The organism is Streptomyces sp. NPDC004629, from assembly GCF_042873595.1.
Lineage (GTDB): Bacteria > Actinomycetota > Actinomycetes > Streptomycetales > Streptomycetaceae > Streptomyces.
Genome location: NZ_JBIALO010000017.1, coordinates 112483 through 134474, shown reverse-complemented (window position 1 = coordinate 134474; position 21992 = coordinate 112483). Strand labels below are relative to the sequence as shown.

Here is a 21992-nt window from a genome sequence, read left to right as displayed (position 1 = left end):
GCGGGTCCTGAGGACAGGGCATGGTTCTCCGAGATCACCGGCAGGTGCGGCCGTGGCCAGGTGCGCCAGGCGGAGACACCGAGACGACGAACACCCGCCCCGGCCGGGAGTCGGAAGCGGGGGCCGGTCTCTCCTGCCCGAGGGCGGGGCACAACCCCGGGGCGGTGGGGTCACCGGGTGGGCCGTGGTGTCACCGGGTACACCCCGCACCCGCCGCTCAGCCCTCCTGCCGTACCGGCCGCTCCGGCCTAGCGTCGACAAGTCGTCACCCCAACCCGCAAGGAGACAGCATGAGTTCGACCGGATCGGTGGACCGGCCCGGCAGGCGTGCCATCGTCCGCGCCGCGGCGGCCGCGGGCGCAGCGGCGGCCCTGGCCCCGTCGGTGGCCTCGGCGGCGGTCCCGGAGGGCGGCAGCACCGCCTCCACGTGGCTGCCCGAAGGGCCCCTTCGCGTCTCACCCGAGGACCCCCGCTACGCGTATCTGGTCGCGCGGGGAGCGAGCAACCGTTTCCACGGGACACCGGAGCGCGTCTATCTTGTCGGCTCGACGGAGGATGCCGTGCGGGCCGTGCGCGAGGCGGTGGCCTCGGGTGCGCGGCTCGCGGTCCGCAGCGGCGGGCACTGCTTCGAGGACTTCGTCGACCACCCCGACATCACCGCCGTCATCGACATGTCGCCCATGCGGGAGGTGACGTTCGACGAGCAGCGCCGGGCGTACGCCGTCGACGCAGGGGCCACGCTGGGCGAGGTGTACCAGAAGCTCTACCTCGGCTGGGGGGTCACCGTGCCGGCCGGATACCACGCCGAGGTCGGCGTCGGCGGCCATGTGCCCGGCGGTGGATACGGGCCGTTGTGCAGGCTGTTCGGCCTGGTCAGCGACTACCTCTACGCCGTCGAGGTCGTGGTCGTCGACCGCGAGGGCACCGTTCGCGCCGTCGTCGCCACGCGGGAGCGGAACGACCCGCATCGCGACCTCTGGTGGGCCCACACGGGAGGCGGAGGGGGCAACTTCGGCGTCGTCACCCGCTTCTGGTTCCGCTCGCTGCCCACTCCGCCGGCCACCGCGCTCACCTTCACCGCCGAGTGGAGCTGGGAGGGCATGGACGAGGAGCGCTTCACCCGCATGGTGCGCAACCACGGGCGGTGGGCGGAGCGCCACGCCGCCGCCACGGACCCGAACGCGGCGCTGTACGCCGAGTTCGCCCTGACGCGCCGCGCGGCCGGCGCCCACCTGCTCCTCGGCCAGGTCGCGGCCGAGCCGGGCCGGGACCGCCGCCTGCTCGGCGCGTTCCTGCACGCGGTGAGTGAGGGCACCACCCGCCCCGCGCGTGTGAGCACTCGACGTCTGCCCTGGCTGGACGCCGCCCTGCGCGGCTCCGGTGAGGCCGTCGGCGACTGGCACGTAAAGATCAAGTCGGCGTTCCTGCGCCGGCGGCTCACGGACCGCCAGATCGCCGTGGCCCACCGTCATCTGACCCGGGAGGACACCGGGGTGCTCGCCGGCAGTGTCGTCGTCAACACCTACGGCGGAGCCGTCAACGCCCTCCCGCCCGAGGCCACGGCCATGCCGCACCGCGACTCCGTGCTGAAGCTCTCCTGCCTCGCGTCCTGGGCCGAACCGGAGCAGGCGCCCGAGTACCTGGCCTGGGTACGCGCGTGCTACCGCGACCTCTTCGCCGACACCGGCGGAGTCCCCGTCCCGGGCACGACCGCCGACGGCGCCTTCATCAACTACCCCGACACCGACCTGGCCGACCCGCGCTGGAACACCTCGGGCACGCCGTGGGAGACCCTGTACTACAAGGACAACCACACCCGCCTGCGCGCGACCAAACGACGCTGGGACCCACGCAACGTCTTCCACCACACCCTCTCGATCAGCCCGGACGGCAACTCGATCAGCAACGGGTCGAGGCTTCCGTCACAGCCGCAATCCCACATCTGACCAGCGAAATCCACGCACGAGATGCGCAAAGAGAGCAACCTCTTCAGTCATCGGCCTCAGCCGGCCACCACCGGCTTGAGGTCACCTTCGGGTCCAGACTGATGCGCTGTACCGCGAGCTGCAGCCCGCCGGTGTCACCGCCATGCGCGGCCGATACCCCGGCCAGGAGCTTCATCTGGGAGCTTTTGCCGGGGCGTATGTCGAGCGAACGCAGCGTGTACTCGGGCCGGTCGACGGCCTGCAGCAGCAACGCGCGGACGCGCTGCTCGCTTTTGTCGGTGGTGACGACTTCGAGCACGTAGTCGGTAGAGCCGTCATCGTCCTCCGTCTCCATAGAACCGGACACCTCAAGTCGGGTGGAGCGATTCACCCAGCGGCTCAGCGGTCGAAGGAGTGTGTTGGTGGCGATGATGGCGACGGTGCCGATGAGCGCCATGAGCAGCATCCCGGCGCCGGCGAGGGCGCCGATGCTGGCTGCGCACCACAGGGTCGCCGCCGTGGTGAGGCCGCGAATGTCGAGCCCGTCGCGCAGGATCACTCCGGCGCCGAGGAAGCCGATGCCTGAGACGATCTGTGCCGCGACGCGGGTGGGGTCGGCGTCTGCGCCTTGAATGCCGATTGCGCCGACGATCACGAAGAGTGCGGCGCCGACCGATACGAGGGTGTTGGTCCGTAGACCGGCGCTGCGGAGCCGTCGTTGCCGCTCAAGTCCGATCGCGGCGCCGAGGATGATCGCCGCCAGTATGCGGAGCACCATGTCCAGCAGCAGGACCGGGTCCATGTCCATGTCGCGCAAGGCAGCTCGTCCCTCCCGGGGTCGCTGGAGTCGGTGACTGGCATCTGGGACCGGTCCCGCATGTCGGTACGGTACTAGAGGTTCATGCCCATTTCACTTGGTCTTCCGCATCGGTCGTTACTTTGGGACCGGTCCCAGAGGGTTGACATGTGTCCAGCTCTGTTGCGTGAATGGGACCGGTCCCGGTCACCGTTGCTCGAAAGGCCACAGCATGCGTTCTCCCACCTATGTGCAGCGCACCGCCGGAGGGGTCGCCTTGGCGATCTCGCTTGCGGTCGTGGTTGCCGGCTGCTCCTCCGCCCCGTCCAAGGGCGGCGACGCCAAACTGAGCCTGATGATCTGGGACCCTGCGCAGAAGGCGGGTGTCCAGAAGGCCGTCGACGGGTTCGAGGCGAAGTACCCCAAGATCAAGGTCGACGTTCAGCAGGTCCCGCAGGACCAGTACTTCACGAAGCTCGACGCCTCGCTCGGCGCCGGTGAGGGCCCCGACGTGATGTGGCAGAGCTCGCTCGTGTCGCAGTACGCCAACGGCGGTGCGCTTGAGCCGCTGGACGAGTACATCAAGCAAAGCGGCGTCAATCTGGCGGACTACCCGTCCAGCATCACCAATCTCTACAAGTTCGACGGGAAGCAGTACGGCATCCCGAAGGACGAGGACACCTGGGCCTTCGTCTACAACACGGCCGTGTTCAAGAAGCTCGGCGTGAGGGACGTCCCGACCAACGACTGGACCTGGGACGACATGGTGAAGATCGCCAAGGAGATCAAGGCGAAGCAGACCTCGTCGAGTGATGTTCCGATGTCGTACGACCGCACCTTCAACAACGGCGTCGCCAGCCTCATCCACCAGCTCGGCGGCAAGACCGTCGAGGGGGGTAAGGGCGCGGTCTCGTCGCCGGAGGGCATCAAGGCCCTCACGATGATGAAGGGCCTGCAGGACCAGGGTCTGATCCCGAAGGTCGCCGACTCGGCGGACTTCAGCCCGGCGTCATCCCTCATCTCCGGCACCGTGGCCATGGCCGAGATTCCGTCCTGGAACCTCAGCCTGCTGTCTCAGGCGAAGGTTCCCGCCGGTACCTTCCACGTCGTGCGGCTGCCCTCGGTCGACGGTAAGTGGCTCACCGACACCAATGGCCTGTCGTATGTCATGAACGCCCACTCGGCGCACAAGGACGCGGCGTGGAAGCTGATCGAGTACCTGACCTCGACCAAGGGCGCCGAACTCCAGGCCGAGGGGGGCGCCGCCGTCCCGGCGAACAACGACAAGGCCACGCTCGCGGCGTTCGTGTCGGCGAACTCGAAGCTGGTCGGGCTGAGCGAGGCCCTCGCGTCGGCGCAGAAGCAGACTTACCTGCGCACGTCGACGCAGTATCCTGCCACGCGAGCTCCGATCCCTCAGATCGAGAGCACCGCGATGGGCCCGTTCTACGCCGGCTCCCTCTCCGCGTCGGACGCTGCCAAGAAGATCGACCAGATCCTCGACAAGGCGCTGCGGTGAGCTCGCCCCAGTCACTGCGCGATGGTGCTCAGTTGAGCTCACCTGGGGCGCTGCGCGAAACAGGCACGTCGCTGCGGTCGCCTCGCGTCAGGCGGCGCAACCGCGGCCGGCGGGACGCCTTCACGGGCCTGGTGTTCCTGGCCCCGCTGTTGATCGGATTGCTCGTCTTCCGGTTCTACGGCTTCGGCTACAACGTGTGGCTGTCCTTCACGAAGGCCGGCGCGTTCGGGCCGCCGCAGTTCAACGGACTGGACAACTACCGGGAGCTCTTCTCCGACAGCCAGCTCGGTGTCGCGCTGATGAACACCTTCAAGTTCGCCGTCATCGCGGTCCCGGCCGTGGTCATCGTGTCGCTGCTGTGCGCGAGTCTCATGCAGTACCGCTTCCGCGGTGCATCGGTGTTCCGCGCGATCATCTTCCTGCCGGCGGTGTGCCTGCCGACGGCCATCATCTTTGTGTTCGGCTGGCTCTTCCAGACCCGGTACGGGCTCGTCAACGCGATGATCCGGTCCGTCGGGGCGTCGCCCGTCAGCTGGCTCGGCAGCTCCACCGGCGTCACCGTCGTGGTCACGGTGATCGTGCTGTACCTGTCGTTCAGCGTGCCGACGATCATCCTCTACGCCGGCATGCAGGACATCCCCGCGGAGGTCTACGAGGCAGCGACACTCGACGGCGCGGGGCGGGTACGGCGGTTCTTCTCCATCACGCTCCCGCTGCTCGGCCCGTCGCTGTTCTTCGTCATCCTCACCACGACGATCAGCGTGCTCAAGCTCTTCGATGTCGTGTATCTGCTGCTCCCTCCGGAGCAGTCGACGTCGGTGAACTACGGGATGACGGTCCTCTATTACTACTACCAGCTCGCGTTCATCGGGATCGGGCAGCGCGGATACGCGGCAGCGGTGTCACTTGTCCTGTTCGTGCTGATTCTCGTGATCTCGCTCATCTTGTTCCGCCTGCAGCGCAGGTTCGTGCACTACGGAGAGGACGGATGATGGTTCTCCACCGTGTCCGCCGGTGGACCTACGCCGTGGTGGTCGTGGTCGGGCTGGCGATCCTCGCGCCGTTCGCGTGGATGGTCGCCACCGCCCTCATGAGCACCACGCAGACGCTGCAGGCCAACCCGTCGGTGGTTCCATCGCCCCCCACCTTGCAGGGCGTGGACGCGGTCTTCGCCAAGCTGCCGTTCCTGCGTCTGCTCCTGAACACGGTCCTTGTGTCCGGGGGGCGGGCACTGGCGACCCTCATCATCGCGTCGCTGGCGGCCTACGCGCTCGCGATCATCAAGGTGCCGGGCGCGCGGATCATCCTTGTGGTGGTGCTGACGCTGATCATGGTGCCGGGCGACATCTTCATCATCCCGAGCTTCTCGATCATGGCCGACCTGCACCTGACGAACACGCTCGTCGCGCTCGCGCTGCCGAACGTGTTCGACGTCTTCGGGGTGTTCCTGCTCTATCAGTTCTTCCGCGGCGTGCCCCGGGAGCTCATCGAGGCAGCCCGGATCGACGGTGCGTCGCATCTGCGGATCCTGTTCACCATCGTCGTGCCGGTCTGCCGCAGCGGGCTCATCGCCCTGGCGATCCTGACCGTGCTGAACGAGTGGAAAGAACTGCTGTGGCCCATCGTCGTCAACCGTGACGTCGACAAGCTCACGCTGGGGCCCGGCCTCGCTCTGCTGCGCGGTACCGCCGTCACCGACTGGAACGTGCTCATGTCCGCCGGCGCGCTGGCGACCCTGCCGATGATCGTGATCTTCCTGTTGCTGCAGCGGCACTTCATGGCAAGCCTCGCAAGGAGCGGACTCAAATGACCGACGTCGACGTTCTCGAACTGCTGGGCCTGGCACGGGAGACGGCCGCGGAAGCGGCCGCCCTCGCAGCCGACATGCGCAGCGGCGGCATCCGGGTGCAGAGGACGAAATCCAACGAGCTAGACATCGTCACCCAGGCCGACAACGCGGTGGAGGCGCTGATCCGCAAGCGGATCGCGGCCGCCCGGCCCGCCGACGGCATGCTCGGAGAAGAGAGCGGAGAATCGGCGGGGACAAGCGGGATCACCTGGATCGTCGATCCGATCGACGGCACCGTGAACTACCTGTACGGGTCCCCGAGCTACGCCGTGTCGATCGCCGCGACGACGAGGGGCGCCGATGGCCGGCTCGTCGCTCTCGCCGGCTGCGTTCACGCGCCCGCCCTCGGCAGCGAATACACCGCGGCCGCAGGCCACCCCGCTCACCGCAACGGCCAGGAACTGCACGTCAACGTCGGAGTGCCGCTGCACGAGGCGCTGGTCTCCACCGGCAGTTCCTACGACCGCGACCTACGGGCCCGGATCCTCGCGGACTTCGCCGCCCTCGCACCGAAGATCCGCGACCTACGCCTCGTCGGCTCGGCCGCGCTCGACGTCTGCGGCGTCGCGGAAGGCCGCACCGACGCGCACGCCGGACGCCGGCTGCCGGTCTGGGACTACGCGGCCGCGGCGCTGATCGCCGCCCAGGCCGGCGCCGTGGTCCGCGGTGCGCGAGGCGGCCCGCCCGGCCTTGAGCTTCTTCTCGTCGCCGATGCGCCGCTCGCCGACGCCCTCGAACCCCTGCTCATCGATGGAGGAACAACACGTGACTGACGACCGGATGTTCGTGCTGTGCGGACACCGCGGAAACATGGCCGATTCGCCCGAGAACACGCTGATCTCGTTCGCCAGCGCGGAACGCATCGGCGTCGACGAGATCGAGCTGGACGTGCGCACGACCATCGACGGCGAACTCGTGATCCTGCACGACCGCACCGTGAGGCGGACGGCCGCAGCCCACACACCGTTCCTCGACATGCCGATCGAACGACTCACCCTCGAAGAGGTACGCAGCATCGACCTGGGCGCCGGACAGACGATCCCGACCTTCGCGGAGAGTCTCGACTCCACCAGCGTGCTGCTGCAGGTCGAGATCAAGGCCCCGGCGGCGGCCCGTCCTTTGGCCCGGTTTCTGCGAAACCGGCCCGCAAGGGACCGCGACCGGTGCCTCATCACGAGCTTCGACCCCTTGTCACTCGCCGACTTCCGCGACGAGTGGACGGGAGGCGCCCGCGGGCTTGCCCTGCACATCCCGGATGTCACCGACAACTGGCGCGATCACGCGGACCGGCTTGAGGTCTCAACCGTCTACATCCCGGTACCACAGCTCACCACGGCGCTCGTTGACGAACTGCATGACAGCGGGCGACGCGTTGCGGCGTCGCTGATCGAAGGACCCGGCGACGTACGACGTATCGTGCAGGTCGATGTCGACGCCACCGCCTCGAACTCGCCGGCCTACGCCCGCCGGCTCCTGGCGTCCAACGACGAGTTCACCACCCGGTTCCCGTCGTTCGCGTCGAACATCGCGAAAACGGCTTGAAGCAATGAACCGATTCCTCTCGGACTTATCAGAAGGGTCAACAGCGTGACCGCGACACCATCTGGCCCGGACACACCGCGTGGCCGTCGCCCCAGTACCATCCGGGACGTCGCCGCCCTTGCCGGGGTCTCGAAATCGACGGCCTCGCGGGTCGTGCTGGGCCAGGGAGGGGTCAGCCCCGAGAACGTCGAAAAGGTCCGGCGCGCGATCGAGCAGCTCGACTTCGTGCCGAACCAGATCGCGCGTAACCTCACCACCCGCTCCTCGGCCCTTCTCGGCCTGTTCCTGCGGCACACCCGCTCACCGTTTTACGCGAGCCTGGCCACCGCATTCGAGGAGAACGCCGGCGTCAAGGGATACGAGGTCATGTCGCTGGCCTCCGGTGATCAGCCCGACGAGGCCAACTACCGATCGCTGATGCTCATGGCCGACATGCGGAGCACCGGAATCGTCGTGGCGGCGCCGACCGTCGAGCCGGCCACGATCCGCCAGGTCGCGTCGCGGGTTCCGCTGGTCCTCGTCGGCCAGATGGGTCAGCCCTCCAACCCGGGGGTACCGTACATCGCCCCTGACCCTCAAGAGGGTCGAGCGCTCATCGACCACGTCGTCGGCCTCGGGCACCGCGCGATCGCGCTGCTGGCCTTCTCACCCAGGCAGTCCCCCACCCAATGGGCACGCATCGCCTGGATGCGGGACGAACTCCGGCACAACGGCCTGCTCACCAGCCTTGAGGTGATCAAGCCCGACGAAGACCTCACCAACGTCGTCGACGCGCTCCACCGAGCGGGCACCACGGCGATCCTGTGCAACAACGACTGGACCGCACTCGACGCGATCGCGGCCGCGGCTCGTCTTGGCCTCTCGGTCCCCGATGACCTCTCGATCGCCGGCTACGACGGCATCCCGCCGTTCGATCACGAAGTACTCGGCCTGACGACGTATCGCACCCCGCTCAACGACATGGCCGAGGCAGCCGTCCGTCTCATCGACGAGCTGGTCCGCGACAACCACGTGGAGACCGGCGGAATCCTACTGCGCGGCGAGTTGCTCGTCGGACGCACCACCGGACCGGCCCCGAGGATCTCACCCCCCGGGGGTGCCTCAGGAGGCGACTTCTCCCCGCCAAGGACAGGAGCATGACCCCCTTGTGCAATCGGACGCTCGGTGCGATCGCCGAGCCCGGTGCACTCTCGATCCCAACCTACGACCGCACCGGCCTTGTGGCCGGGATCGTGCACTTCGGCGTCGGCAACTTCCACCGCGCCCACCAGGCGATGGTGATCGACCAGCTCCTGCAACAAGGTCTCGCCCGCGACTTCGCCATCTGCGGCGTCGGCGTGCTGCCCGGTGACGCACGGATGCGGGACGTTCTCACTGCACAGGACGGCCTGTACATCCTCCGACTCCACAACCCCAACGGCTCCAGCGAGGCGCGCGTGATCGGGTCGATCACCGACTACCTCTTCGCCCCCGACTCCCCGGCCGCAGTGATCGACCGCCTCGCCGCGGCGTCCACGCGGATCGTCTCACTGACCGTCACCGAAGGCGGCTACAACTACGACCAAGTGACCGGCGAGTTCAACGCCGCCCACCCGGACGTGCAGCACGATCTCACTCACCCGGACACGCCCCGCACCACGTTCGGGCTCATCACCGCCGGCCTGCGCAGACGGCGCGACGCAGGCCAGGACCCGTTCACTGTCATGTCGTGCGACAACCTCCCCGGCAACGGGCACATCACCCGGCGCGCGTTGACCGCGCTCGCCCAACTGCAGGACCCTGCCCTTGCGGAGTGGATCAGCAAGTACGTCGCGTTCCCGAACTCGATGGTCGACCGGATCACGCCGGCGACTTCCGACGTCGATCGCGCCTTTGTGCGCGACGAACTCCTCGTCGACGACGGCTGGCCGGTCGCAGCGGAGCCGTTCTTCCAGTGGGTGCTTGAAGACACCTTCACCAACGGACGTCCGCCGTTCGAACAGGCAGGCGTGCAACTCGTCGAGGACGTCACGCCTTACGAACTGATGAAGCTGCGGCTGCTGAACGTGTCACACCAGGCCATGGCATACTTCGGCCACCTCGCCGGCTACCGCTTTGTGGACGAGGCAATGCGCGACAACGATCTGCGCATCATGGTCCGCGCATACATGGACCGTGAGGGTTCCCCGACCCTCCCACCGGTCCCCGGAATCAACCTCGGCCATTACAAGGACTCGCTCATGAAGCGATTCTCCTCCCCGGCTACCCGGGACACCCTCGCCCGCCTCGCCGCGGAATCCAGCGACCGCATCCCAAAGTGGCTCGTTCCCGTGATCCGGGAGAACCTGGCCGCCGGCCGGAGCGTCCAGCTCGCCGCGGGCATCGTCGCCAGCTGGGCACGCTACGCCGAAGCCGTCGACGAGCACGGCAACCCCATCACGCTCGTCGACCGGCTCGCTGACGACCGCCACGCGGCCGCCCTGCGCCGGCGCGAGAACCCGCTCGCCTTCCTCGAAAACGAGACCCTCTTCGCAGACCTCGCCTCCAATGCGGCCTTCACCTCCGCATACACCGCGGCCCTCGACTCACTGCACGAGCACGGAGCCAGCGCAACCTACCGCCGCCTAGCCGGTAGTGCGGAGCCCCGCATCGTCATCTTCGACCTGGGCGAAGTACTCATCACTCCAACCGGTTTGACCCAGGCTCTGGCGGCGCGGGTCTCACGCGAGTTGGGCGCGTTCGAGGCGGCGTACTGGAAGCGCCGCCTCGAATACGACCTCGGCCTCGACGCCTGCGCCTACTGGAGCGACGTACTCGAAGGCCTGGGAGTCCCGGTGACCGCCGCAGTGCTCAAGGACCTGATCCGCGTCGATACCGAGGCGTGGACGACCATCCGTCCCGACGCGGCACTACTCCTCGACAAACTGCACGCCGCCGGCGTGCGCATCGGCATCCTCTCCAACGCGACGATCGAGATGGCCGACGCCGCCCGCCAGAGCCAGTGGGCGCGCTGGGTAACCGACTGGTTCTTCTCAGCTGAGCTGGGCGTCGCCAAGCCCGACCCGGCGATCTACCGTCACGTCACCGAGACGGTCGGATTGCCAGCCGGGTCGATCGTCTACATCGACGACAGTCAGCGCAGCGTCGACGCCGCAAACGCCGCCGGCTGGAACGCACACCTGTGGACGTCCGGCACCCACACATCGGCGCTCCTGGCCGGCCTCGGGCTATTCCAAGTGACGTAGCCGATGATGCAGATGCCCCCTGGCCACCCCGGAGGCTGCAGCGAATACCGCACGCCTCGAATACCGACACTTCACCAGTGCCCCGGACGGTGAACCGGCGCCCGCGGAACTCGACCTCGTCGTGGACGAGCGCCTTCTCCGCCGCCTCGACGGCCCTCGCCGGCTTCGCTGTCCCGGACCTGGACCCGCTCCGCCATGCGCCAAGCCTGATACGGACAGAAGCTGTTCGAGGTTCGGATCCGGGCCGGGACGGCGGAACGCAAACGACCGGGTCCCGGACCAGCCCGCCGACGTTCCGGTCGCCGTCGGCCAGCCGTTGCCCGGCAACCGCAGGACGGCTCCAAGCTCATCTGAGACTGCTGTCGCCATACGCCAAGGTCCGGCTGGGCCGCGTCGTCCCTTTCGATCCGCATGATCGGCGTGCCGGCGCCGAGGGATCGAACTCGTGCGGCGTCTCATCGATGGGAAAGGAAACGGGAAACAGCATCGTTCGCCTTGTCCATCCGGTCGGGGTTGCCGCACTCTTTCCTGCGGCGACCCCGTTCACCTGGATGGATGGTTATGGAGGTTTTCCGTGCCGCAGCCGTCCACCGACTTCGGCGAGGAGCTGAGGCAACGGCGTTTGAACGCCGGACTCAGTCTCACCGCACTGTCTGCCGCCACGCACTACAGCAAGGCACAGCTGAGCAAGGTGGAACGAGGTGTCAAGGCGCCCAGCCGCGACCTCGCCCGACTGTGTGACGCCGCTCTGCAAGCCGGCGGAGCACTGATCGCCCTGGTTGCCACGCCCGTCTCCGGAGCGCCGGATACAGCGGTGACCGGCGGGATCGACGAGGAGGAGTGGATGATGCAGCTGTCGCCGGATGGTCCGAGCCGGTTCCAGCCCGTGGGCCGGCGGCAGGTTGTGAGTGCCGGCGCCGCGTCGCTGATGACATGGCGTACGGGTGACCGAGGACCGATCTCCGCAGCCGCCGCGGGTGGCATGCTCGAAGCGTCGCGCTCGCTGTTCACGCGTTACCGTCGGCTCGGCCAGAGCGTGGAACCCGGCTTCCTGTTGCCGGGCCTGATCGCGCAGACGCACACGTTGCGAGAACTGTCCGTCCATGCGGACTCCCGCACCCGCGGACAACTGCTGGAACTCGGCTCGCGGTACGCCGAGTACGTCGGATGGCTGGTGCAGGAGACCGGAGACGAACAGGCGGCACTGTGGTGGACGCAGCGCGCGGTGGATCTCGCGGCCGGCGGCGGTGACCGAGCGCTGGCCGGGTATGCGCTGGTCCGCCGGGCACTGGTCACGCTGTACCAGGAGGACTCAGCACAGACGGTCGCCCTCGCGCGGCGCGCACAGAGCAGCACGCTCCCGCCACGCGTCCGCGGGCTGGCCGCGCAGCGTGAGGCGCAGGGGCATGCGCTCGCCGGTGACAGCGACGCATGCCTGCGCGCCCTGGACAGGGCACGGGCGCTGCTGGCACGCCAGGAGGACGATACCGACGCACCGGTGATCGGCAGCATGCATCTGCCCGACTCGGTCGGCATGGTCACCGGGTGGTGCCTGTTCGACCTCGGCCGGCCGCGGGAGGCAGCAGAGGAGCTGACCCGGCAGCTCGCACAGGTCTCAACCGAGGCGGTGCGCACGCAGGTGCGGTACGGCATACGCCGAGCGCTTGCCTACGCGTCGGCCGGTGAAATCGAGCAGGCCTGTGCATCGACGGCACCGCTGCTCGACGCAGTGGCAGCGGTCCGGTCCGCAACCGTCACGATCGATCTCCGGCGCCTCGCCCGCGTCCTGGGCCGCTACTCCGATCACGCCTCGGTACGCCAACTGGCCGCGCGGCTCGGCACCTTATCGCACTTCCCTGCTTCCTGAAGAGAGGAACGGCCATGACCGATGTGTTCATCAACTACCGGACTGGGGACGGCGACAAGACGGCCGCACTCATCGACCATGAACTGTCGCGCCGCTTCGGCCGGGACCGCGCCTTCCGTGCCTCGAAGTCCATCGCCCCGGGCAGCGCCTACCCCGACGCCCTGTTGACGGGACTGCGGCGCAGTTCCGTGCTCCTGGCCGTCATCGGGCCTGACTGGACGAAATTCCAGGCCCGGCTGCGAGACCCGGAGGACTGGGTCCGCAAGGAAATCGTTGAGGCCTTCACCTGCGGGATCCCGGTCGTCCCCGTACTGGACGGCCGGAAGACGGACCGGCTGAACAAGGCTGACCTGCCGGATGATCTCGCGCGACTCGCAGACCTCCAGTCCATACGGTTGGACGGGCATGACACCGAGACCGGTTTGAAGCGCCTCGGCGACCTGGTGGCCGAGATGGCCGGCCTCCACGACGCGGACCGGGATGCCGTCCCGCCGCCCGCTTCCGACTCGGTGACGAACTCGACCGGAGACGTGAACGGAACGGCCGTACAGAGCCGGGACTTCACCGGAGACGTCGGGGGGACCGTCATCAAGGGCTCCAACGGGCCCGTGCACACCGGACAGGGCAACATCTACCAGAATTCGCGCCATGTGTCGGGCGATCGGCACTTCTCCGGCGATGGGTCGACGTACTTCGAGGGCGACCATCACGGAGACATCCGGCACCGCTTCGGTGAGTCCGGCCGACGCGAGGGCGACAACGAGTGAGCGAGCGCCACAGCACACGGATCGACAATCCCCGCGGACCCATGCACACCGGCAGCGGCGACATCTACTTCACCGTCGGCCCTCAGCTGCAGGAGACGGACAGAGCCGCCTTCCGGCGTGTCGCTGACGACCAGCTCGTGTGGCTGCGCAGGGTCCTGGTCGACCCGATCGGCATGGGAGAAGCCCGCCGCAAGCTGACCGGCACCGGCACCGTCATCCTGGACGGCGCCCCGGGAAGCGGTCGTACCTCAGCGGCTCGGGTACTTCTCCGCGAACACCACCAGGACACCGGCGTCTTCCACGAACTTCTGCCCGACGAGGAGGACGAGCTGACCCTGAGGGACCCGGACCTCGTGGGTGCCGGTGACCGGCTGCTGCTGGACCTGTCGGCTGCCGACGCCGACCGCTGGGCCGCGGCCCGCGTGGACCTCTCCACTCTCCGCAAGGCCGTGCACGAAGAGCACGCCCATCTCGTGGTGGTCATGCCGCGCGGAAGCACCCTCGACTCGGACCTGCAGCAATACCGGGTCGAAATCGAGCGCCCACCCGCGCTTGAGGTCTTCCGGCGCCACCTCCGGGTGCATGGTGTGCCCCACGAGCAGTATCTTCCGGCTGACCCGACTGTCACCGGCCTTCCGGGTGACCACTGGCCGATGCGGGAGATCGCGGCCTTCGCCGACCTGGTGTGCCGCGCCCGCGAGACAGCTCCCGCCGAGCACGGATTCACGCAGTGGTGCGCAACGGCTCGCAGAGCGCGGGAGGACCGGCGCAAGGAGATCGCCACACTCGTCACCCGATTACGCGAAGGCCCGCAGCGGGCCCTGCTGATCACCGTCGCCATGCTGCACGGCGCCCACGCCGACGTCGTCGACCAGGCGTCCCGGCTGTTACTCGGCACCCTCAGGCATCCACCGGACGAACTCCCGTTACTCCAGCGCAAGGACCTCGCCGAGCAACTGGAGGAGATCTCCGCCGGCACCGGACCGGACGGTCACGTACGCTTCATGGAGCTCGACTACGACGCCGCAATCCGCGCCCACTTCTGGGATCACATGCCCGAACTGCGGCAGCATCTCGGCACCTGGGCCGCGCACAGCGTGGACCTGACCGACCCGCACGTCACCCGGGAGGTCCGTGACGAACTGGTGGCGCGGCTGACCGCGCAGTATCTGCGGACCGGACGCGGGGAAGGTCTGGCGTCCCTGGCCGAGGACTGGAGCGCCACGACCGCGAGCGGGGCCCGCCTGGAGGCCGCGGTCCATGCACTCACCTGCGGGCTCAACGACCCCGCACACGGCAGGAGCTTCCGCAAGCGGATCTACCAGTGGTGCGCCAACTAGCAGCTCAAGGGAGAGTTCGCTCAGGTCCTTGTCCGGGTCTGCGCTGATGTCATCGCGTCCAGCCACCCCGATCAGGCCCTGCTCCGGTTGTACTACCTGGCTCGCCGCGAGCGCGGCACCACCCGCGCCCTGCAGGAACTGTGCGACCTGGTGGCAACAAGCGGCCGACTACGCCGACGGTTGCTCGACCGCCTGGCACGCTCTGCCCTCTCCCCCGCCGAGCTCCGCATCGTCCTGCCCACCTGTGACCCGGTGGCACTGATCGCGTCCCATGACAACTCGCGCGCCCTGGTGGAGGAAAGCGGGGTGCAGAACTCCGTGATCACGTGCTGGGGAGCGGTGCTGGACACGCTGTCCCATGGCGAGTGGCAACCGTACGCGGAACGCTGGATGCACACGGCGACCGATGCCGGACACCGCGGTGAACTGCTGCTGGACCTCGCCGTCAGCGCGGCCGACCGGTGTGGTGACAAGCGTGGCACAGCCTTCGCCGCGCTGTACGCGAGCGCCCGCAGCGCCGAGCGCACCGCCCCCGGCGGAGCCGCGCGAGCCGCCGCGATCACCGAGCAGCTGCTCCACAAGATCTCCGCGGCCCAGGGCCTCGCCCTGCACGACACGCCATCGCCAATGGAATCACCCCGGGGGACCACACCATGACGACCGGCTGCAAGACGACGACCGTCTTCCTCGCCATCCTGTGCGGCCTGCTGTTGACCATTCTCGGCCTGACGCAGCATTGGCCCACGTTTGCGTGGCCCGCACTGGCCGTACTTCTCATCGGAGTCCCCGCAGCCGCGTTCAAGATCGCCGCTGTACGGCGTGGACCCCTTCCGGTCGACGTGCAGGAACAGCGCACAGATCCTCCTGTCGAGCGCAGGGAACACCATGTCAGGAACGTTGCAGTACCTAGCCAGTGGGCCGACTACGACTTCTTGTTCTCGGCAACTGTGCGGTGGTACCCCCTCGAAGCCACCGGCAGTGACCCCGTCCTGAATCCGGCGGGCCTCGCAGTGGAAGCAGTCCTGGACCGAGCCCGCTCGATCACCGAGCAGCGGGAACCAGGTCGGCCCTCCCTGGTCCAGCACGAACTGAGCGGTGCGCTCAGCAGGATGCGCCCGGACCCGACCGGGACCCTGCACATCATGGCGGAGGACATCACACTCGCCCTGCGCGAACACGACCAGGAACGGCTGGACCGGCTCGCCGAAGTACGCAAGGACAAGGCGGTCTGGGAACACCAGCGGAAGTACGAGCAGAGCAAGCGTCAATACCTGAGCGAAGACGTACTGAAAGACACCGGCAGCGCCGTCGTCTGGTGGCTCGCCAAGAACGACGACCATGTGGAGAAGACCGTGGCCGACCTCGGTCTGCTCGCGCAGCTCACGTCTGCCGCCAACGACACGGACGTGCCCGAACGGCTTCTTCATCTCATAGCCCGGCCGCACGACGAAGGACCCGGTCCCGACCCGCTGCAGGAGCCGGCTCCTCCCTTCGGACAAGAGCCGACGACCGCAGACCGCTTCGAAGCCTTCCTCAACAGCATGGGCTTCACAGACGGAGACGTCCGACGAGCGATGCTGGCCAAGCAGATCGCCGACGTCATCAAGACCCAGGACCAGCACGAGACCGCCGAGGAACTACTGCGCAGATTCCACCCGCCGGCGAGTTTCACGCCGGACGCCGGTGAGCCGCCGGCTTCCACACACGCCACGACCGACGAGACACCCTGAACCTCGCCCCTGAGAGGAAAACGATGGACAGTGAGCTGGCCGCCCTGGCCGCATCCGGAGCGACCACCCTGGTCTCGCTCATGGTCACCGACTCCTGGACGCACGCCCGCGAACTCGTCGGGCGGTACTTCTCACGCATCGGTTCAGATGAAGCCGCGATCACCGACTTGGACACCGCCCGAACCCGGCTGCTCGCCGCCGAAGCCAGAGGTGAGACACAAACGACCCGAGACATCACCAACCAGTGGCACGCCTACCTGCGCCATCTCCTCCACACAGGCTCCGCAACCAGCGACGACCTCCGCGGCCTGCTCACGTCCTTGCAGGACGTCGCGGACAATCCGGACACACAACCAGGCACCGTGCACAACACCATCAGCGGAGACGTACAACACGGTCCCGTCGTCCAATCCGGCCGGATCACCGGGCTCACCTTCCACACACACCGCCCGGCTGGTCCGGCGTAGTGCCGGGCCACGATGCAGGCCATCGCTGTTGTCCCCCTTCCGAAACCTCCGCCACATACCCACCGGAACCACGGCCTCGGCTGTCCCGCCCGCACGCGAAGGAGCCGAATGACCACCCCTGTCACCACCGACTACTGGGAGCCGCTTTGGGCCGGCGGACGCCGGTACGGGGAAGTCACCAGCAGCGAGGCCGCACTCCTTGCCGGCTTCGTGGGGCCCGGCCGAGGACGCCCGGCCCTCGACATCGGCACCCGCGACGGCGCCCCTCGCCCACCACCTCCACAAGCTCGGTTACCGCACCACCGGAATCGACTTCGCGCCCAGCGCCATCGCCGCAGCGGCCAAGAACACCCGGAGCCACCAGCGCAGCGAAGGGCCGACCTGGCGGCTGACGGACTTCACCACCGCGGACCTCAGCGCCCTGCCGGACCCCGCGTACGCCATCGTCACCTGCCGCCCGGTCTACCGGTGGACGGGGCTGGTCCGTCGTACGCATCGCCGATCTCGACGTGCTGCGCCGCTACGCACTCCGCCCCTGAAACCGACATGTAGGAGCCAACGTGTTGGACATCGAACGGCAGACACGCCTCGCCTGGGACGCCTACGGAAATCACCATCTGCGGCGCGGTACGCCCCTGACCGAAGTGGACCAGATCACCTGGGGCCCCGCAGCGAAGGGGCCGGGAGACTCCATCCTGGGGGACCTCAGGGGTCTGCGCGTCCTGGACCTCGGCTGCGGCCCCGCCCGGCACGCCGCACACCTGGCTCGCTCCTACGGCGCACACCTGGACGCCGTCGATGCTTCCCTCAGCCAGATCGAGCGGGCCCGCGCCCGCTACCTCGATGTGCCGGGACTGCGGCTGGTCCACGCCGACGCCGTCGAGCACCTGAACACGGCCGCGCCGTATGACGTGATCTTCTCCCTCAGCGCCTTCCACTTCCTCGACGCACACCGGCTCCTGCCCGTCCTGGCGACCGCTCTCAAGCCTGGGGGCCGGCTGTACTTCACCGTGCTGCACACCAACTCCGACGGCGACGGCCCCACCTCGACCGTCACCCCACGCCCGGAGACCCTGCGCCCGGCCGGCGGCAACGATCTCACCGTGCACATGTGGGTGCTCACTCCCGAGTTGTGGGAGGACCTGCTCGTGCAGTACGGGCTCCGAGTGCACGGCATCACCGTCCTCGACGCGCCGCAGGAGAACAACCATGCCTCCTACCGGCTGTTCCAGGTCCACCGACCGGAACGGATCACTGCTCGTCCCCGTACCGCGAAGCCACCTGTCGCCCGCGCCGCAGTGGGCGTCGGCGCCGTGCTGCTCGGGCCCCAGGGCCTGCTCCTGGGTCAGCACCGGCTGGGCACACGAGAGCTGCCCGGCGGGACCGTGGAGCCGGGCGAGTCCCTGCAGGAGGCAGTCGTGCGCGAACTCGCTGAGGAAACCGGCCTGTACGCCGACACCGCCGACGTCCACCTCCTGGGCATGCTCCTCGACCGGGTCGGCGACGTCGTCCGCATCACCTTCGGCGCACTCGTCACCCGCTGGCGCGGGGAGCCGGCCGACCAGCCCGACGAAAGCATCGGCGACTGGCGCTGGTGGCCTCTGGACGCCCTGCCCCCAAACCTGTTCGAGTGCAGCGCCCAGATCCTCACCGTCTGGCGTTCCGACCTACCGATCGACCACGCACCCGCCCACTTCACCCCCATCACCGACCCACACACGCCCGCCACTGCCTGATCCCGCCCCTGCATACGGGCGGGACAACCCTCCCATCGCCACAGCAAGACGGGCCGATCCCTTGACCACTCCCGCGCCATGCCCGGCAACGCCGCGTCTGTGCTGCCGGCCCGCGCTGTCCGGGCATATCCGCGGTGAGGCAACGCACGGCGAGTAAGGGGAGGCGCCGATCATGACAGCACCGCACCGACCGGCCGGACAGCCCCCTCCGGGCCAAGTCCTTTTGACGGCTTGGGCCTGCAACTGGACTCCCTGCCCCTCCCCCGCCGGCATGCCGCCTGCCCGTGGTCTGCGGTTTGCTTCCTACGGCCGGATGTCCACCGAGGATCATCAGGACCCGGACACGGGCGAGTCTTCGCCGAGTTCTTCGACACCAGGCGCAGCCGCACCGTCCCCTGGGCGCGTCACCCCGACGCCGCCGCGCTGCCGACAGCGGTGATCATCGGCTCCGCTGTTCGAGTACTGCGGCGCCGAGGTGCGGGGGCCCGACCTGGGCGGCACCGTGGACCCGCAGGTCGGCGGGCAGGAGGAGTTGACGATCCTGGCTCGGCATCCTGTCCAGGCGGGAGATCGCCCGCGCCCGGATCCGATGCCGGCCCACACCCCAACCGGCGCTCGCCCGCCGCGGTGTCCGCCTGCAGCGCCTGGGCACCGACCCGGAGTGCGGGCCGATCGTGTCCTGTATCTTCGCCGAGCGCCGGGCCAGGCACAGCATCGCCCGCATCACCCGCGCCCTCAACGACGCCAGCATTCCCTGCCCGGACGGCGCCACGGGGCTACGCCCATGGACAGGCGCATGAGGAACCGGGCCCGGTTCTCGGGGAGTACCCGACCGTGCGGGTAGCCACGAAGTCGGGGTTCTTCACGGAGGAGCAAGGCCGCACCGCCCTGGCTGAGGGAGTGCTCACCCGACAAGAGGCGGCTGTGCGGCAAGCCTTCACAGCGCTGGAGGAGTTCGCCCATGCGGGCAGGATCGGCGGGTACGGCGTCGCCACCTGGTCGGGCCTGACCTTCGGAGCGTTCAGCGTGCCTTAGTTGCCTGCGCTCGCCCGGCAGGCGGCTGGTTCCGTCGAGCATCACTTCACGGGCTTGCAGATGCCCGTCAGCCTGATCATGGATGTCCCGATCACACAGGCTCTGAACGGCGGCGGACCGCTGGTCTGGACGTCGGAGAAACAGAAGAACCCCAGCTGAACTGGGGTTTCTTGGTGTCCGAGGGGGGACTTGAACCCCCACGCCCGATAAAGGGCACTAGCACCTCAAGCTAGCGCGTCTGCCATTCCGCCACCCGGACTTGGTGTCTGCCGCCTTGCCGGGGGTGTGCCCCGTGGCGACAGGCACAACAATACCAAGGTTTCGCAGTGGCATTCACCTGCGTTTCCGTGACCTGAGCGGGGCGCGCGGCGCGGTCGGCGGCGCGCCGCCCGGCCTCGTCACAGACCGTGTCCGGACGGGCACATCAGGGTTCGCGTGGTGCCCGGACACGGAGTCGCACGGTTCGGGGGCGGGAGGTTGGAGGGGCTATGGCATGAGCTGGTAGTCCGGGAAGTTTCCGGGCAGGCGCTCGCCCGCCGGGCCCCGGGTGACCGCGCGGACCAGTAGTTCCCCGCCGACGAAGGCGCCCCGCCAGGACGCGCCGAAGCCGCCGAACAACTCGTCGCGGTCGCCGCGGGAGCGCGGCTTGCCGTAGCCGGTCTTGAACGCGCGGATCTGCGGGACCAGCCGGTCGTAGGTGGCCCGGTCGTCGGTGGCCAGCGTGGCCACCAGCGCGCCGTTCGACGCGTTCATGGCCGCCAGCAGCTCCGCCTCCGTGTCGACCAGGACGATGGTGTCGACCGGTCCGAAGGGCTCCGCGTGGTGCAGCGGGGACGAGGGCGGCGGCCCGAGGAGCGTGACCGGCTGGACGTAGGCGGAGGTGTCCTGGCCGGGCAGGAAGCGGGCGTCACCTGCCCTGCCGCGGTGCAGGGGTACGGCGCCGCGGTCGATGGCCTCGGTGACCTGGTCCTGCAGTTCCTTGGCCTTGGCCGCGTTGATCAGCGGGCCGAAGTCCAGCTCGGGGCAGGCGTCGTCGGGGTGCTCGACCGCCAGCGGGTGGCCGACCCTGACGGTGCGGACCGCGGGGAGGTACGCGGCCAGGAACTCGTCGAACAGGGCGCGCTGGACGACGAAGCGGGGGTAGGCGGTGCAGCGCTGCTTGCCGTAGTCGAAGAGTTTGGGCACGACGGCGGTGAGCGCGTCCCAGTCGGAGTAGTTCCAGATGCCCCAGGTGTTCAGGCCCTCCTGTTCCAGTACGTGCCGTTTTCCGAGGTCGGCGACGGCCGTGGCGACGGCGGCGCCGGTGTCGCGGCCGCCGACGAAGGAGACGCAGCCGATCTCGGGGGCCCGCACCAGGGCCTCGGACAGTTCGCCGCCGCTGCCGCTGACCAGGGTGACGGGGATGCCCTCGCGGGCGGCGAGCGCGGCGGCCAGGGTGAGGCAGGCGACGCCGCCGTCGGTCGGGGTCTTGGCGATGACCGCGTTGCCGGCGAGCGCCTGGACCAGCATGGCGTGCACGAGGACGCTCATCGGGTAGTTCCAGCTGGCGATGTTGGACACGGGTCCGTCCAGCGGGGCCCGGCCGGCGAGCATCGGTTCGATGCCGTCGACGTACCAGCGCACGCCGTCGATGGCCCGGTCGACGTCGGCCTGGGCGAGCCGCCAGGGCTTGCCGATCTCCCAGACGAGCAGCAGGGCGAGCAGTTCGCGGTGCTCGGTGAGCGCGTCCAGGGCGGCGGCGACCCGGGCCCGGCGCTCGTCGAGGGGGACGTGCCGCCAGGCGCGGTGCTGGTCGAGCGAGGCGCGTACGGCCTGCCGGGCGGTGGTCCGGTCCAGGCGTGGGGCCCCCGCGATGGGGCTGCCGTCGACCGGGGTGGTGGCGGGCAGTGCGTGGCCGTCCGGCTGCCAGGCGGCGCCCCAGAGGTTGCGGACGCCGTCGTCCCGGAAGGCCTCGGGGGCGATGGCGAGGCAGCGCCGCCAGGCGTCGTTCCAGGACGTGCCGGATTTGAGGGTGAGGGTGGGGCGGTTCGTGGTGGGGTTGGTGGCCATGGGGTCGGCTCCGCTCTCGGTGCACGATCGGGCGGGGTGGGGCGGGACGGCCGCCCCCGCCCCCGGCCCGCGGCGCGGACGCAGGCGACACGGGGCGCGGGTGCGCGCGCTGGGCGCGGGGTCGCGCCGGGCACGTCGGTCGGGGC

The 21992-nt window shown here is 68.8% G+C and carries 20 protein-coding genes and 1 tRNA gene; 17 read left to right on the top strand and 4 right to left on the bottom strand.

What is annotated here, in order from left to right; genetic code table 11:
• The first annotated feature begins 290 nt into the window (after positions 1–290).
• Entirely contained in the window at positions 291–1946 is a 1656-nt protein-coding gene (locus tag ACFYTE_RS25640) for an FAD-binding oxidoreductase (RefSeq protein ID WP_388714756.1), read from the top strand.
• Between the two features lie 43 nt (positions 1947–1989).
• On the opposite strand, the gene ACFYTE_RS25635 is transcribed toward ACFYTE_RS25640, so the two are convergent.
• Positions 1990–2733 (bottom strand): MgtC/SapB family protein, encoded by a 744-nt coding sequence (locus tag ACFYTE_RS25635; RefSeq protein WP_388714894.1) that lies wholly within the window; start codon positions 2731–2733, stop codon positions 1990–1992.
• 220 nt (positions 2734–2953) lie between these two features.
• On the opposite strand from ACFYTE_RS25635, the gene ACFYTE_RS25630 reads away from it, so the two are divergent.
• The 13 genes from ACFYTE_RS25630 (at position 2954) to ACFYTE_RS25570 (ending at position 17026) form a co-directional block, all read left to right on the top strand.
• Positions 2954–4240 carry an ABC transporter substrate-binding protein gene (locus ACFYTE_RS25630; protein WP_388714753.1) on the top strand — a complete coding sequence of 429 codons (1287 nt, stop codon included), beginning with the start codon at positions 2954–2956 and terminating at the stop codon, positions 4238–4240.
• Between the two features lie 32 nt (positions 4241–4272).
• A complete protein-coding gene (locus ACFYTE_RS25625) occupies positions 4273–5232 on the top strand; it encodes a carbohydrate ABC transporter permease (protein WP_388714750.1) in 960 nt (319 codons plus the stop codon).
• A gap of 35 nt (positions 5233–5267) precedes the next feature.
• On the top strand, positions 5268–6050 hold the full coding sequence (locus tag ACFYTE_RS25620) for a carbohydrate ABC transporter permease (protein ID WP_388714747.1): 783 nt from the start codon (positions 5268–5270) through the stop codon (positions 6048–6050).
• A complete protein-coding gene (locus ACFYTE_RS25615; protein ID WP_388714744.1) occupies positions 6047–6862 on the top strand; it encodes an inositol monophosphatase family protein in 816 nt (271 codons plus the stop codon). The genes ACFYTE_RS25620 and ACFYTE_RS25615 overlap by 4 nt, the downstream gene beginning before the upstream one ends.
• The gene (locus tag ACFYTE_RS25610) at positions 6756–7631 is read left to right on the top strand and encodes a glycerophosphodiester phosphodiesterase (protein WP_388714741.1); all 876 of its coding nucleotides are present in this window, start codon (positions 6756–6758) and stop codon (positions 7629–7631) included. Before ACFYTE_RS25615 ends, ACFYTE_RS25610 begins: the two co-directional genes overlap by 107 nt.
• Positions 7632–7676: 45 nt before the next feature.
• Complete coding sequence (locus tag ACFYTE_RS25605; protein ID WP_388714738.1) at positions 7677–8771, top strand: LacI family DNA-binding transcriptional regulator; 1095 nt, start codon at positions 7677–7679, stop codon at positions 8769–8771.
• A complete protein-coding gene (locus tag ACFYTE_RS25600) occupies positions 8768–10855 on the top strand; it encodes an HAD-IA family hydrolase (protein WP_388714735.1) in 2088 nt (695 codons plus the stop codon). Before ACFYTE_RS25605 ends, ACFYTE_RS25600 begins: the two co-directional genes overlap by 4 nt.
• Positions 10856–11429: 574 nt before the next feature.
• Positions 11430–12722, top strand: a complete 1293-nt coding sequence (locus ACFYTE_RS25595) for a helix-turn-helix domain-containing protein (RefSeq protein ID WP_388714732.1) — start codon at positions 11430–11432, stop codon at positions 12720–12722.
• A gap of 14 nt (positions 12723–12736) precedes the next feature.
• Positions 12737–13489 (top strand): toll/interleukin-1 receptor domain-containing protein, encoded by a 753-nt coding sequence (locus tag ACFYTE_RS25590; RefSeq protein WP_388714729.1) that lies wholly within the window; start codon positions 12737–12739, stop codon positions 13487–13489.
• A gap of 41 nt (positions 13490–13530) precedes the next feature.
• Positions 13531–14829 (top strand): hypothetical protein, encoded by a 1299-nt coding sequence (locus ACFYTE_RS25585; RefSeq protein WP_388714726.1) that lies wholly within the window; start codon positions 13531–13533, stop codon positions 14827–14829.
• 87 nt (positions 14830–14916) lie between these two features.
• Complete coding sequence (locus ACFYTE_RS25580) at positions 14917–15486, top strand: hypothetical protein (protein ID WP_388714723.1); 570 nt, start codon at positions 14917–14919, stop codon at positions 15484–15486.
• Positions 15483–16559 (top strand): hypothetical protein, encoded by a 1077-nt coding sequence (locus ACFYTE_RS25575; RefSeq protein ID WP_388714720.1) that lies wholly within the window; start codon positions 15483–15485, stop codon positions 16557–16559. Before ACFYTE_RS25580 ends, ACFYTE_RS25575 begins: the two co-directional genes overlap by 4 nt.
• A 23-nt stretch (positions 16560–16582) precedes the next feature.
• The gene (locus ACFYTE_RS25570; protein ID WP_388714717.1) at positions 16583–17026 is read left to right on the top strand and encodes a hypothetical protein; all 444 of its coding nucleotides are present in this window, start codon (positions 16583–16585) and stop codon (positions 17024–17026) included.
• Positions 17027–17317: 291 nt separating this feature from the next.
• On the opposite strand, the gene ACFYTE_RS25565 is transcribed toward ACFYTE_RS25570, so the two are convergent.
• On the bottom strand, positions 17318–17470 hold the full coding sequence (locus ACFYTE_RS25565; protein WP_388714714.1) for a hypothetical protein: 153 nt from the start codon (positions 17468–17470) through the stop codon (positions 17318–17320).
• Between the two features lie 116 nt (positions 17471–17586).
• Between ACFYTE_RS25565 and ACFYTE_RS25560 the strand changes: the two genes are divergently transcribed.
• The 3 genes from ACFYTE_RS25560 to ACFYTE_RS25550 all read left to right on the top strand — a co-directional run bounded on the left by ACFYTE_RS25560 (position 17587) and on the right by ACFYTE_RS25550 (position 19956).
• On the top strand, positions 17587–18762 hold the full coding sequence (locus tag ACFYTE_RS25560; protein WP_388714712.1) for an NUDIX domain-containing protein: 1176 nt from the start codon (positions 17587–17589) through the stop codon (positions 18760–18762).
• 834 nt (positions 18763–19596) lie between these two features.
• The gene (locus ACFYTE_RS25555) at positions 19597–19797 is read left to right on the top strand and encodes a hypothetical protein (protein ID WP_388714709.1); all 201 of its coding nucleotides are present in this window, start codon (positions 19597–19599) and stop codon (positions 19795–19797) included.
• Positions 19798–19956 carry a hypothetical protein gene (locus ACFYTE_RS25550; protein ID WP_388714706.1) on the top strand — a complete coding sequence of 53 codons (159 nt, stop codon included), beginning with the start codon at positions 19798–19800 and terminating at the stop codon, positions 19954–19956.
• Positions 19957–19968: 12 nt separating this feature from the next.
• Here ACFYTE_RS25550 and ACFYTE_RS25545 read toward each other — a convergent pair.
• Positions 19969–20056, bottom strand: a tRNA-Leu gene (locus tag ACFYTE_RS25545).
• A 227-nt stretch (positions 20057–20283) separates the two neighbouring features.
• Entirely contained in the window at positions 20284–21846 is a 1563-nt protein-coding gene (locus ACFYTE_RS25540; protein ID WP_388714704.1) for an aldehyde dehydrogenase family protein, read from the bottom strand.
• Positions 21847–21992 lie beyond the last annotated feature (146 nt).